We start from the raw sequence: 13,172 nt of genomic DNA, 5'->3' as shown, positions 1-13,172 counted from the left end.
GAATTTATAGCTAAATTACATATAAAGACGGGAGTTCAGTTCCTTTTTAAGCAGGATTTTGATGTAACATCTGAAGTAACACTAAATTAAAATATTAACTCTAAAGCCTTGTGTTGGTATTTGATACAACCATTCAACTCCCGCCAGCCCGGCCAATGTGGTGAAACAAGAAGAACCATTGATTCCGGATATTTTACGCTGAGATCTGCAACAAATGGCCACAAGTATATTGTCACCGGCATTGAATCCGTTAGCATTGCGTCGTTAGCCAAAAAATCCATGCAATCAAGTAATACGCTAGTTATGTATTCTCCTTTTCATCGCATTAATCGGACCAGACTTTGTATTTATATCGCTCCAGAGGCACAGTAATGAATCGTTGATGATGGCGTTAATTGGGGAGTGGATTATGGAAATCATACATCACGGCGGCAAAGATACCATTACCGGTTCTTGCCATGAACTAAGAGCCAATGAACAATCCATTCTCATCGACTGTGGATTGTTTCAAGGGGCTGACACACGCCCACTTGATATTGAGTTTACGACGTTGCATCTCGATGCATTACTGCTTACCCACTCTCACATCGACCATATTGGCCGCTTGCCCTGGTTACTTGCCACACAATTTAATAAGCCTATTTATTGCAGTGACGCGACCGCAGAACTGGTGCCATTAATGCTTGAAGACAGCTTAAAACTGCAACTGGGGTTAACACAAAAAAAAACCGAACTGGTGCTTAATCATCTGCGTCGACTGCTATGCCCGCAAAAATACAATCAATGGTTCCCGATCACGAAAGAAAACCCTAACGGGCTAGTGGCTCGATTCCAGCAAGCTGGGCATATTCTTGGATCTGCCTATATAGAGGTCCGCCTACCCAACCAAGAGGTTATTGTGTTTTCTGGTGATTTAGGGCCGAACAATACCCCTCTTTTACCTGACCCAGTTTCCCCGCAACGCGCCGATCACCTATTGATTGAAACCACCTATGGTAATGCCACGCACGAGAACATCAGTACCCGCTCTGAGCGACTGAAAGCCATTATCGACCGTTCTCTCAACGATGGTGGAGCCATTCTGATCCCCGCTTTTAGCGTAGGTCGAACTCAGGAGTTGCTGTTTGATATTGAGCAGCTCATTTATACGCACCAGATTGATATTAATATTCCTATCATTCTTGATTCACCAATGGCTCAAAAGGTCACAGATTCGTATCGTCGCTTTAAGCAGCTGTGGGGCCAAGAAGCCAAAGAACGGTTACAAACACACCGTCACCCACTCGCTTTTGAACAATGTATTACCGTTGAAGACCATCGCAGCCATCAGCGTTTGGTTAACAGGCTACAATCGACAGGAGAACCCGCGATCGTTGTGGCTGCTTCAGGTATGTGCCAAGGGGGAAGAATTATGGATTACCTTAAAGCACTGCTACCCGATAAGCGAACAGACGTCATTTTAGCGGGTTACCAGGCGAAGGGGACATTAGGGAGCGATATTCAAAATAATAAGCGCTCAGTGTTGATTGATGATGAGGCCATTACAGTTAACGCCCAGGTGCACAGTATGTCGGGTTACTCGGCTCATGCTGATAAAGCTGATTTGTTAACCTTCATTGAAGGGATATCACCTCCGCCAAAAAACATTCATTTGATACATGGGGAACCAAAAGCAAAAGAACGGTTTTCAAGTGAGTTAATCAAAAAAGGGTTCACTGTCATAAAATGATTTAATTCAACTGATTAGATTCATTTCATCGGCAAGTGAATGATCTTAGGAACGGTTTTGATCTCATCCGTTAATCCCCTTTCTTTTACCCGCTTTTATCGCAACTCTCTATCGACTCAGTGAGAAAGAAAAGAGCAAGAATGAAAAGAGTGAGAAAGAAAAACGCCTAACGTCATGTTGTTATTGATACGTTAGGCTTTTTGCGGCATTTTTTGCGACATGGTTTTTTATAAATTCAGCATTTTCTTTTTAAGTCTGGCCAGATCAATTGGGTTCGAGCGTACAGTCAGCTTTATATGGTCGTATTCGTACTCTTCATTCGTGACACTCATGCTTGAACGAATTTCACCAACAATGCCTTTCGCGGTATAAGGCACAATGATTTCGTCTTCAATCATCTCATTTTCAGCCACACTGACGATATACTTGTGTAGCTTCGCAATATCAAGCGGGTTACGTGTTGACGTCATCATGGCATCCGGAAACTCTTCCATCAGCGCTTGCTTCTGTTCTTCGCTAAGCTGATCGGATTTATTCAGTACCAATAGCTTTTCAATGCCATCAACACCGACTTCACCAAGAACCTCGTGCACAACATCAAGCTGAGCACGGAATGATGCGTCTGAGGCGTCAACCACATAAAGCAGTAACGATGCATCATGAGCCTCAGCTAAAGTGGAATGGAATGAAGCAACGAGGTCGTGCGGTAATTTTTTAATAAACCCGACGGTATCGGATACCAGAATACGGGGTTGTGTGATCGGGTGTAACGCGCGCACAGTCGTATCAAGCGTAGCAAAGAGTTTATCTTCTCCTGATACTTCACTGCCTGTAATGGCGCGCATCATCGATGACTTGCCCGCATTGGTGTATCCCACTAATGCCACACTAAACAGTTCCGCACGCTGTTTTCGGCGGCCTTTCAGTTCAGATTGCACGCTGACCAGTTCACGTCTTAGGTCTGCCAATTGATCACGTACTTTACGGCGATCCAACTCTAACGAGGTTTCACCAGCCCCTTTGCCCATTTGACGTTCGTTATCACCCGTTAATGACTCACGAAGTCGTGGCACTAAATAATTAAGACGGGCTATCTCCACCTGTAAACGTGCCGTACGAGTGCGAGCATGACGGCTAAAAATTTCAATGATGATGCCCGTACGGTCAAACACTTCTACGCCCAGTTGATTCTCTACATTACGCAGTTGAGATGGTGTCAAATCGCAATCAAAAACAACCACATCAGCGCTAGAGAGTGGCAGGTTTTCTGAGGGAAGATCGTCAAAATCCGTCTCATCAAACAGCTCTTCAATTTCTTGGTCTTCTTCTCCTATTGAGCCTTTATTGCCCGTAAGGTGCGCAATTTCCGCCAATTTACCTAAACCAAGTACATTAAGCCCTTGAGTCGAACTTTGCTTTTGAGACTGTGTGCCGACCACTTTAAACCCTAGGGTTGTCACTAAACGAGCAAGTTCTGCTAGTGATTCTGCCGCCTCATCTCCTTTAAATTTGGGCGTGCAAATAGAGATGAGTAAAGCGTGATTAAGCGATGGTTTTGCTGTTAGTTTCATATTTTTTGATGATCGTGCACCGAAATGCAAACCTAGTTTTTGTCTAAAGTAGTGTGATCCTACGCTGTTATCGATGCGCTTTATAGGGCAATGGAATAGTAAATGGATATATAATTTAAATTTCCTATAAATCAATAATTTAAATTAACCAATTGCTTTTCCGAGTAACCATTTTTCTAGTAATGACAAAAACCGATTTGCTCTCGGCTTTCTCTCTATATCGAAGTATTATCGACACTCTAATTTCATTTGGCACATGGATAACCCAAAGCTACCTCACCAATTTTATGAACAAAAAAACACCCGACAACCAAAAATACTAACCCATTGAAATAAAACATTTAATATCAACGCCAGAATATAAAACCTCAAAGAACAGTCGATTGGGTTGCCATGGGCCAATCCCTTTTAAACCTCCCCACACCTATCGTTTCTATGCTAGTCTAACAAGTCAATGAGGGAGCTTACCCACACTGGCACCCGCGATGTCGAACTAAGCTCACAATAAGATCACAATAATATCGGTACTCTTCCTTATGTCTTCCCGCACACTCTGTTCTTCGTATCTCTACTCTGCTTCTTTTTATAATTTTTCTCTTGCGGATAAAGAAACGCTTGCTTTAGATATTGAGCACTCTTTACCCGCGGATATGTCTGAAATGATCAGGGTCGTCCAGTTGCAATTGAAAGAGCTCCTTCATCTTGCAGGGCAAGTCGTGTTTGAATATCAAGTGTCTGACATGCACCCCAAAGCAAACATGATTATGTTGTATCGCGGCTTGGTCTTTGTTGTTGTGTTTCGAATCGGGGAAAGGGAATACAAAGCAGAAGATATCGACCTAGCTGAGGAGATCGCAATGACTTTAAAAAAACACCACTCACAGTGCGAGGACAGATTTATTGTTCCAGTGGTCATTGCAACAGAGGCCGTTCCAAAAGGGTGTGATATTGAGGTTAGCCCTCAACGTGTCATGAATACGATCGTTGATAACGGTAGCAACTTAGCCGCTTTACTCGAGCACTTTGCAAACCAATTTAAGGCCGATGAAATAGAAGTACAACGCTGGCTAGAAGAGTAACAAACAAGACAAACATTTTAACCCTGAACGGGAATAACATACGCGCTCAGATGAATGGTAAAGCCAGAACACATGGTTCTGGCTTTCTCTCAACTACTCAATATTTCTTATTTTTCGCTATGTGCTATTCGCACGGTTTCCTTATTAACGCCCGTTCATTTAGGCATTTAAGGCTTGCTCAAGATCCGCAAGAATATCATCGATATGTTCAATACCGACGGATAAACGGATCATTTCCGGCGAAACGCCCGCTTGTTTTTGTTCTTGTTCGCTCAATTGACGATGAGTCGTTGATGCAGGATGACAAGCCAAGGATTTAGCATCGCCGATATTCACTAGGCGCTTAAATATCTCAAGTGCGTCATAAAAACGAACCCCCGCGTCATAGCCATCTTTTAAGCCAAACGAAAGAATCGCCGAAGGCTTCCCATTCATGTACTTCTCTGCGAGCGGAAAGTAAGACGAGGTAGGAAGACCGGCATAACTTACCCAGCTGACTTTCTCGTGCTGACTTAAATATTCTGCCACTTTCAATGCGTTCTCAGTATGACGCTCCATACGCAGTGATAATGTTTCTAAGCCTTGCATCAACATAAACGCATTCATTGGAGACAGGGCCGCCCCAGTATTGCGTAGCGGCACTGTGCGAGCTCTACCGATGAATGCGGCTTCGCCAAACGCTTCAGTATAAACAACACCATGATAAGACGCTTCTGGTGTATTAAATACAGGGAAACGTTCTTTATGCTCAGCCCAAGGAAACTTGCCTGAATCGACAATCATGCCACCTAATGTGGTTCCATGCCCACCCACGTATTTGGTGAGAGAGTGCACCACAATATCAGCACCAAAGTCGATGGGTTTGCACAATACTGGCGTTGCCACCGTGTTATCAACCACCACTGGAACCCCCTGCGCATGGGCAAGTTCTGCGATGCGTTCTAAATCAATAATGTTCCCCGCAGGGTTACCGATACTTTCGCAATAGACCGCTTTGGTATTTTCATCAATCAGTTCGGCCAGACTTTCTGGTTTATCGTCTTTGGCGAATCGAACCTCAATGCCTTGCTTTGGCAGCATATGAGCAAACAACGTGTATGTCCCACCGTATAACTGTGGCGTAGAAACGATATTGTCGCCTCCCTCAGCCAAAGTTTGGATGGCATAATTGATAGCGGCACTTCCTGCGCTCACCGCAAGACCCGCAATGCCGCCCTCTAACGCTGCCATTCGTTTTTCCAGCACATCATTGGTTGGGTTCATGATTCGCGTGTAGATATTCCCTGGAACTTCAAGGTTGAATAAATCAGCGCCATGTTGAGCGCTGTCAAATTCGTACGCGACGGTTTGATAAATAGGCGTTGCCACCGATTTTGTTGTTGGGTCGGTATCATAACCAAAATGGATGGAAAGGGTTTCGTCTTTCATTTCTCTTCCTTGAATGTTGTCGTTTTTTTGTTCGACCATCATGACACACAAGATTATCCATATGAAAGAATGCGCCATCACACATTGATAAAGATCTCTTCATCAATCGACTTCTATTCATTAATCTATTTATCCCCTCACCAGCGTCTACTCCTGATTAAGGGGCTCTGTGTGTTAATCCTAAGTAAGTCTCGGCTTCTGCTCTTCCCATGTATTTGGCTAAGGTTTTCAAAGGAACCGCTTTTAGATTCACGACAATCAGACCATCAAGTGCGTCATTGAATGCAGGGTCGACATTAAAACAAACCAGCTTCCCATTCATGCCTAAATACTGCCGAAGTAATACAGGAAGGCCTTTACCTTTTTCCATACGAGCCAACACTTTAGACAATAACGAGACACTCGCTAATGATGACAACAAATTCGCCTGCCAGAAGACAGCGCCACTGGATCGAAGTGGTGTAGAAGCTTTTACCAGAGTGGCTTTCTCTTGATCGTAATGATGAATAGATAACGTCGCTGCCATTAATTGCCGCGCGACATGGCTATAGTCGCTGCTGATACTGACAGGGCCAAATAAATGAGTGTACTGTGGATGACGCTGAACAAAAGCAGCGATGCCTTTCCAAAGCATCAATAACGAGCTCAGATTACGTTGATATTTTTTCGCCACGACAGAGCGGCCCAATTCAAGACTCTTACCCAGTGAATCAATAAAGCTCTGATCATATTGAAAAAGGCTTCGCGAGTAGAGCGCGTCTAATCCATGCTTCTCAACAAGCTCATCGACCAATCCCATTCGATAGGATCCAACGATTTCTCGTTCCTTTTCATTCCAAACAAACAATTGATAGTAATGCAGGTCGTATTCATCGACATCGCAGGCTAAGCCACTGCCTTCGCCAACCGCACGAAAGCTCTCTTCTCGTATTCGACCGATTTCTTGCATAACGGTTGGAATCGCCTGAGTTGGCGCGCAATAGACTTTATAATCGCCTTGCGCAAACAGTAGGGTCGAGGGTGGCAATGAAGAGGTTTCTAAATGCAGTTGATCCTGAGGTAACGGGGCAATGATCGGCGTCTGAAACACGGACGGGGAACCCTGAACCAAATGCTCTTTTGGAGTTGCCGCTGAATGTTGGCTCATCAGATAGGTATTCAGCCTTAAATAATGAACAATGTCCTTGTCTTGTTCAAAGCCCTTAAGTTCAGAAAATGGAATAGCACTGCCTATGGAAATAGCGATGCTTGACGCTTTTTTATTGAGCAGCTCTCGCCCTAGCATTGCGGTTCTCAGCAACGGATGAATTCGCCCAGCTTGATAAAACAAGGCGCTGTTTTTACCATTGATAAAAATCGGCACCGTTGTAGCCTGACTGCGCTTAATAAATTTCGCAACCGATTGACTCCACTCTATATCCAACAAAGAATCGCTCCCCTCTTGATAGGTAGAGACTTCGCCAGCAGGGAAAACAATGAGAACACCTCCTTCCGATAAATGACGATGTGCTTCGCGAATCGCATTGGCATTGGTTCGCTGCGATGATTTTCCATTAAACACATCGATACCAATAAACAGCTCGTTGATCTCAGGAAGACGTTTCAGAAGTTGATTCGCTAACACTTTGACGTCTTTACGAACGGCGCCCATTAAATCCGCCAAAATAACGCCCTCAAGTGCCCCTAAAGGATGATTAGCCACAATGACCGCCGCCCCTGATTTAGGGATGCTCTCCACAATGCCTTGTTCTACATGATATTGAATATTGAGCGCGTTAAGCGTGTAATTCATAAACTCGAAACTTGTCCGCGTCTTGGGCCTTTGCTGATACAAGCTATCAAGTTTCGATAAACCCGTCGCCCATTCAACCACGGACTCTCCAATCCCAAAAGGGGTATATCTTGGCAAACGAAAAGGACTATCTATCATGGTGATCACCTTGTGTATTTGGCGTAATTCAATCGAATTATTGGATTAACGAGGGCCAATTTTGGTTTGCTTGAGTAATATGCTGAGTGCGGTCAGACTCCCATTTATTCTTGATATCTTCGTTGTAATTGAGATAAAGCTTTCCATCCACCAAGGACCATTGCTCTGGATCGCCGGGGGCAAAATCGTTCTTTTCAGAAATCGCCCAGGCGCAATACCCTCCGTATTGAGGGGCATATTTTTCAGGGTTGGCAATAAACGCCTGCAGATTTTCTTGAGACGAAAAATACCAATCTGCCTCTTTGTACTCCGTTTTAAATTCAGCGAGACCTTTGACAGGCGCGTTCTCTGTAAAGTACGCAACACTGTCGTAGCCACTGAGTGCTTTGTTGTTAAAAAAACCGGTATACACTTCATCGCTTGCGTAGCTAAAAGAACTCACGAATAGCAGCAATAATGCTGAGATGATGTTGACGTTAATGAATGTTTTCATATTGACACTTAATTCCTTTTCAATTTTATTGGCATTCTAGTGAGCGTGGTTGTCACTCAAGAAGCCAAGCGGCGGTTAAGACGAAGATCATATTGATGTTGCTTTAGCGTTTGTTCCGACAATTGGTCACATGGAGAACCAGCAACATAGGACATGTATTGGCGATTTTTAGACACATTTAAATAGGTAAAACTCACCGTTTGGGCATCTTCTCGATGCATACAGGTTGAGCGGTGCAAATGTTCCGGATGATGATGGGTATGAAATTCTAATAAGGTCTGAACGCTTTTATCTTTAGCGGTCAATTTAGAAAACTGTTCTAACCGATAAGCGGTCACGGCTTCTAAATCAACGCTTGATGAAAATAGCGGGCAGTCAGTTAAATGAATAAGCCGCTTCTGACCATCCCATTCCAAGGCCGTAACGTAAGGGTTATCCGTTTTGAGCGACGGAGAAAAAGCCAGTAATGTAAAAGGCGCAAAACGATGAAGATCCCATTGCCTAAAAGCTTGCTCTACTTTCTCGACTTCGGAGTAACTAGACAGGTGCTTAAGCAGTAGTCCTCGGCTCATTAACGTCTCTTTCTTCTCGTTTATCGCCGAAGGCATCACACCTTGCTCGTTGTTTACTGAACCTTGATCGTTATTTACCAGACCCTGAGAGTGATTTGCCGGGCCTTGATAGTTATTTAGTAAGCAAAGTGACAACCCAAACTCATTCAAGCTGATCCAGCTACCACTTCCAACAGGATCAATCGGCATGATCACATCGGTTCCGTCGACGGTGATTTGTCTAGGCGGCAATGCAAGAGCACGGCTTTTTTGTTCATCACGGTTAAAAAATATCTGGTAGCCATGCTCATCCACCAACCAAGAAACAGAACACATACTATTGCCCCCGAATAAATGTGGCGGTAGCCGGTGCCAAACCAAAATCATCACTCGTTTCGATGGCCAAAAGAGTGGTCACCACTTTTGCCATTGCGAAATGATGGTTGGCGTGTAAGGCCGCAAAGGTTAACTCACGTTCAAACGTTGACGACATTAAGCAAACCTTACTTTTTTTCAGCGACACTTCGGTAGAGATGACGACGGGGGCAATAAGATCGCTTGTCTTTGCCGTTTTGAGTATTTCAATAAAATACAGGATCTCTTCTATGGCTATCTGGCGTTGTGTTTCAACCTCATGCCCTCTTCTTCTTTGGTTATAATCCACAGGACTACCCTCTTGAAAAAGTGCGTGAAAGATATCAAGCCAATGACGAAAATGTTGGCCAATTGAGCTAGAAAGATAAGGCTGAGCATCGTAGCCATATTGAGCGTCAGTGATCCCAGTTAGAAACTGAAGGCCTTGATCTAGGGTTTCAATCGCACCCGATATAACAGGAGACATGGTGGGAGCTTCTGCATCACAGTCCCTTTCCGGCATTAAGCTCTGAGTTGAAAGTACAAGCATATTTATCCCTATAATTCGTTGTTATTTAGTCGGTCTTGGGGTAGTGCTGAGTCAATAATTTTTCTTCTCGCCAGGCATTCAGTAAAACAGAGAGAGATGGTGACTTGTGTCCCAGTAACTTTTGTTGGGCACCAATAGCAAATAAAATTCGGTATTGCTTAAGCAACGTAGAAAAAATCTCTTTCAGTGGCGTGTTGCAATCCCAGATGTGGGCGGCTTCACTGCTCGCTCCATTGATTTCCAAAATGGTAAATTTTTCACCGGCCATAAACTGATCAATATCTTCAAATTTAATGTCCAACCTACCAAAGTGAAAACCAGCTAAATCGTCAAATATCTCGTCCAATTTCTTCGTTAACATCGGACTGATATAGTGATTCCCATTCCTAAAAATAGAACCTCGACTGTGGCTTCCGGCAAACGCCAACTGGAACTCTTCCGACTTTTCAGGAACCCAATCGAGTTTGTCTTGGTGTCTTGGGAAATAGAGATGAGATAACTGCCCTGCTCTTGGGCACTGTTCGATAAGCTGCTTTAAGGTACTCACGCCATCACCCGTCACTGAGGGGGCATACTTGAGAGTCATAGAGATGATCTCACCTTGTTTTTGACCAGGGTAGCGCACATAAAAAACACCCGCTTCGGCTTGATATGGCGCTTTTTCCTGTAGAAGAAAACGGGCATTGCTGGGGAACGCTTTTATGTAACCGTGCAAATGTTCTGGTGAACGTAATAACTGAACCCCTGCACCACGACAGCCTAAGTCCGGTTTAGCCACAATAGGAAATTCCAGATTGTTTTTTTTCATGGCGGCCAGCGCTAATGTGCACTGCTGAGAAACAGATTCATGCCCTTTTGTCACTAGGATATAGCGTGAAATCCATTCCCTTGCTTTTGAACCTGCGAGTGAAAGAATATCGTGTTTTGATTCTCCGACCATTCCACTTAATTTAATGCTTGGATTCGCGATAAGTGGCAATGCGATATCTCGGTGTTTCGCTCCTAACAACAGGCTTTGAATGAGCACTGGCGTGTAAAAAAACCAACTGGGTAAAAATTCATACGGTGAAACCGCTCGCGTTGTCTCTACCTCGAGTTTTGGCATCCCTGCATTGATTTTATTTTTGGCAATGCATACCACACCATTGTTCAAGCTCATGAAAAACCTCTTGAGAGTGATTTATTAAGAATTCGGTTGACGGAAAAAAGCACCAAGAATGCAATAGGAATCGTTAGCCATTGGAAAACCCCGGTTTGCAACCAATCTGCACTGCCCAGCGAATAGATAACGCCGAACACAGCCACCGTCCAGACGCTACTCGCGGTTAACACCGCCAACAAAAACTGAGGTAATGGAATGGCAAAAAAGCCACTTAAAGTGAACCCAACTGTCCTCATTCCCGGAATAAATCGGATGAAAAATAAATTGATAAAAGTGCGTTGATGTAGCTTTCGTCTTAATGTACGAAAGTGTCGGCTAGTTAACGCCTTGTAACGTACCCCACGAAAATAACGACCGCTTTTTCCGAGGTAATAAAGCCCAATGTCACCGGTTGTTATTCCAATAAATATGGCAAGCAAGGCTAACGAAGGCGACATCAGTTGCTGCATCGCTAAGCTAGCCGCAGAAACGATCGCGAGATCCTCCAAAAGATAGGAAAGCAATATCACCCCCGCAAACATCCACAAAGCAGAATGCGTACTGCTAAAAAGCTCTGTCTGTAAGTTGGTAATCATTGACATTCACATCTCCATTCCACAGCGAAGTAATTCCGATAGCCCAATTCACTCATGCGTTACGTAATAAACGACCGTTGTCATTAACAAGTGAATAAACGATCGTGTAATAAGCAGTTGAGTGATACACGTAAGAGTTATAGGTCATATTCAGACACACAAGACTCGCTATTAAGCAGACCGCTTGATCCACAAAAAACTTACATCGACTGTAAATTCACCTGTTTTTTATACGTTCTATTTCAGTCTAAATCGGATATGTGTGGGAAAGATGAAGGTTTGTTAACGGCAGAAAGTTTGAATATTATTTAGGGGCGAAATCAGAGAAGCCACTGATGTCATTGGCTTCTCTGATTTTGGCGATCTTTTTATCTCGTCATTTTTTTCACAAAAACAACCACAAACAACGCCATGGTAAAACTGCCCATAAACGCTTCAAATGCAGCAATGAAGCGAGCCACGCCAACAGGGGATATGTCCCCGTATCCTAAGGTTGTAAAAGTGACCACACTAAAATACAAGGCGTTAAAGAACTCGAACATATAGAAACGCCACCCTTCGATATCTTCATATATCGGATTACTGGCGGTGGTATCCAACACAAAATAGGCCATCGCACAGGTAAGAATGAGCCCCAATGAAAAGGCAACGACTCTTATTGGCGACTCGCCATAACCACAAAAAACATCAACGGTCTTTGAAATAATACGATTCAAGCTCATCAATGGCATTTGATAGCGCCGATAACGCATTTCTTTTTTGAAGAATATTCCCGCGGTTTCAAATAAACCTTGTTTTTCACACTGCTTTCGAATGTTACGACACACCTCTTCTGCTTCTTGGCACAACGAGATGCTTCGCTTTCGATCGCCCTTTTTCATCGCCGAACGCGTATCTATCTCTTGTTTTAACGAACCTCCCCACTCTATATTTTCAAGTTTGGCCCGGCTCAGGTCTGCACCCAATAAATTGCAGTTATCCAATCGTGCACAATGCAGATTTGCACCGTTTAACTTGGCTTTCATCATTGAAGACCCTCTTAGATCTAAGCCAAAAAAGTGGGCATCCGATAAATCCGCACGATAAAAATCCACATCTCGACACTTGTAGCCTTCTTTGTTTCCTCTATTTACCAGGTTGATATCCACCAAATTTGTTCTCGCCAACTGAAATCCATCCAAAGGTTTACCCTCGGCGGCCCAGTTTTCAATCTTTTCACGTACGTTATCATTGCTTTTATCTACGTTTGGATCATGCCAGTAACATAACTCCGACTCTCCACAAGATTGATCACAACGCCAGTTATCGGGGCTTTGATAACGGCATTGGCTTTGTTCTGATTTCATAGTCGTACCCCTCAATAATTAATTGTAGGAGCTCGCGATTAAGTTGCCATTGAAAATTCTTTTCTTTCTTTAACCTCTCCCAAAACACGCCAAATACTTTCAAACAACACAAACACACCATTTATTAGATTAACAAACTAAAATTAGGCGCTTATTAAGAATTAAAAACCACAGCAATAGAACCCCATCAACCAAGATATAACTCCACTTAAAGTTATACAAAGGAATGAATTAACACCACATTAACATCTAAATAGTGATTTCATCGGTAAATCAAATGTAAACCAGTTTTGTGCACTCGTTCACATCAAGAAACTGAAACAGATAAAACCATTAACAATTACGCTACAAAACCGTTAATCTATCGTCTGAAAAATAATCACAACATAAACAGGGAAAATGCT

At 43.5% G+C, this 13,172-nt stretch carries 11 protein-coding genes; 2 read left to right on the top strand and 9 right to left on the bottom strand.

The features are described 5' to 3' along the window. Nucleotides 1-409 precede the first annotated feature (409 nt). A complete protein-coding gene (locus QF117_RS09470; RefSeq protein WP_282388677.1) occupies nucleotides 410-1,729 on the top strand; it encodes an MBL fold metallo-hydrolase in 1,320 nt (439 codons plus the stop codon). A 227-nt stretch (nucleotides 1,730-1,956) separates the two neighbouring features. Here the strand turns inward: QF117_RS09470 and hflX are convergent, their stop codons facing one another. Continuing rightward, a complete protein-coding gene (hflX, locus tag QF117_RS09465; RefSeq protein ID WP_282388676.1) occupies nucleotides 1,957-3,300 on the bottom strand; it encodes a GTPase HflX in 1,344 nt (447 codons plus the stop codon). Nucleotides 3,301-3,836: 536 nt separating this feature from the next. On the opposite strand from hflX, the gene QF117_RS09460 reads away from it, so the two are divergent. Next, nucleotides 3,837-4,379: a hypothetical protein gene (locus QF117_RS09460; protein ID WP_282388675.1), complete on the top strand. Its 543-nt coding sequence runs from the start codon at nucleotides 3,837-3,839 to the stop codon at nucleotides 4,377-4,379. A gap of 159 nt (nucleotides 4,380-4,538) precedes the next feature. On the opposite strand, the gene QF117_RS09455 is transcribed toward QF117_RS09460, so the two are convergent. The 8 genes from QF117_RS09455 to QF117_RS09420 form a co-directional block, all read right to left on the bottom strand. Further along, nucleotides 4,539-5,807: an O-acetylhomoserine aminocarboxypropyltransferase/cysteine synthase gene (locus tag QF117_RS09455; RefSeq protein WP_282388674.1), complete on the bottom strand. Its 1,269-nt coding sequence runs from the start codon at nucleotides 5,805-5,807 to the stop codon at nucleotides 4,539-4,541. A gap of 157 nt (nucleotides 5,808-5,964) precedes the next feature. After that, nucleotides 5,965-7,737, bottom strand: coding sequence for a lysophospholipid acyltransferase family protein (locus QF117_RS09450; RefSeq protein WP_282388673.1), 1,773 nt, complete (start codon nucleotides 7,735-7,737; stop codon nucleotides 5,965-5,967). A 37-nt stretch (nucleotides 7,738-7,774) separates the two neighbouring features. Then, nucleotides 7,775-8,230: a YHS domain-containing (seleno)protein gene (locus tag QF117_RS09445; RefSeq protein WP_282388672.1), complete on the bottom strand. Its 456-nt coding sequence runs from the start codon at nucleotides 8,228-8,230 to the stop codon at nucleotides 7,775-7,777. Between the two features lie 56 nt (nucleotides 8,231-8,286). Then, complete coding sequence (locus QF117_RS09440; RefSeq protein WP_282388671.1) at nucleotides 8,287-9,117, bottom strand: hypothetical protein; 831 nt, start codon at nucleotides 9,115-9,117, stop codon at nucleotides 8,287-8,289. Nucleotide 9,118: 1 nt separating this feature from the next. Beyond that, complete coding sequence (locus tag QF117_RS09435) at nucleotides 9,119-9,658, bottom strand: hypothetical protein (protein WP_282389451.1); 540 nt, start codon at nucleotides 9,656-9,658, stop codon at nucleotides 9,119-9,121. A 52-nt stretch (nucleotides 9,659-9,710) separates the two neighbouring features. Continuing rightward, nucleotides 9,711-10,844, bottom strand: a complete 1,134-nt coding sequence (locus QF117_RS09430) for a D-alanine--D-alanine ligase (RefSeq protein WP_282388670.1) — start codon at nucleotides 10,842-10,844, stop codon at nucleotides 9,711-9,713. After that, nucleotides 10,841-11,428 carry a VTT domain-containing protein gene (locus QF117_RS09425; RefSeq protein ID WP_282388669.1) on the bottom strand — a complete coding sequence of 196 codons (588 nt, stop codon included), beginning with the start codon at nucleotides 11,426-11,428 and terminating at the stop codon, nucleotides 10,841-10,843. The genes QF117_RS09430 and QF117_RS09425 overlap by 4 nt, the downstream gene beginning before the upstream one ends. A gap of 362 nt (nucleotides 11,429-11,790) precedes the next feature. Beyond that, nucleotides 11,791-12,768 carry an ion channel gene (locus tag QF117_RS09420; RefSeq protein WP_282388668.1) on the bottom strand — a complete coding sequence of 326 codons (978 nt, stop codon included), beginning with the start codon at nucleotides 12,766-12,768 and terminating at the stop codon, nucleotides 11,791-11,793. Nucleotides 12,769-13,172 lie beyond the last annotated feature (404 nt).

This window comes from Vibrio sp. YMD68 (assembly GCF_029958905.1).
Classification (GTDB): Bacteria; Pseudomonadota; Gammaproteobacteria; order Enterobacterales; family Vibrionaceae; genus Vibrio.
The sequence above is the reverse complement of the archived record's forward strand: the minus strand, read 5'-3'. Positions and strand labels throughout refer to the sequence as shown.

Excerpts from the sequence above, each read along its gene's own strand:
- QF117_RS09470 (WP_282388677.1), top strand. The coding sequence starts at position 410 with ATGGAAATCATACATCACGGCGGCAAAGATACCATTACCGGTTCTTGC.
- hflX (WP_282388676.1), bottom strand. The coding sequence starts at position 3,300 with ATGAAACTAACAGCAAAACCATCGCTTAATCACGCTTTACTCATCTCT.
- QF117_RS09460 (WP_282388675.1), top strand. The coding sequence starts at position 3,837 with ATGTCTTCCCGCACACTCTGTTCTTCGTATCTCTACTCTGCTTCTTTT.
- QF117_RS09455 (WP_282388674.1), bottom strand. The coding sequence starts at position 5,807 with ATGAAAGACGAAACCCTTTCCATCCATTTTGGTTATGATACCGACCCA.
- QF117_RS09450 (WP_282388673.1), bottom strand. The coding sequence starts at position 7,737 with ATGATAGATAGTCCTTTTCGTTTGCCAAGATATACCCCTTTTGGGATT.
- QF117_RS09445 (WP_282388672.1), bottom strand. The coding sequence starts at position 8,230 with ATGAAAACATTCATTAACGTCAACATCATCTCAGCATTATTGCTGCTA.
- QF117_RS09440 (WP_282388671.1), bottom strand. The coding sequence starts at position 9,117 with ATGTGTTCTGTTTCTTGGTTGGTGGATGAGCATGGCTACCAGATATTT.
- QF117_RS09435 (WP_282389451.1), bottom strand. The coding sequence starts at position 9,658 with ATGCCGGAAAGGGACTGTGATGCAGAAGCTCCCACCATGTCTCCTGTT.
- QF117_RS09430 (WP_282388670.1), bottom strand. The coding sequence starts at position 10,844 with ATGAGCTTGAACAATGGTGTGGTATGCATTGCCAAAAATAAAATCAAT.
- QF117_RS09425 (WP_282388669.1), bottom strand. The coding sequence starts at position 11,428 with ATGTCAATGATTACCAACTTACAGACAGAGCTTTTTAGCAGTACGCAT.
- QF117_RS09420 (WP_282388668.1), bottom strand. The coding sequence starts at position 12,768 with ATGAAATCAGAACAAAGCCAATGCCGTTATCAAAGCCCCGATAACTGG.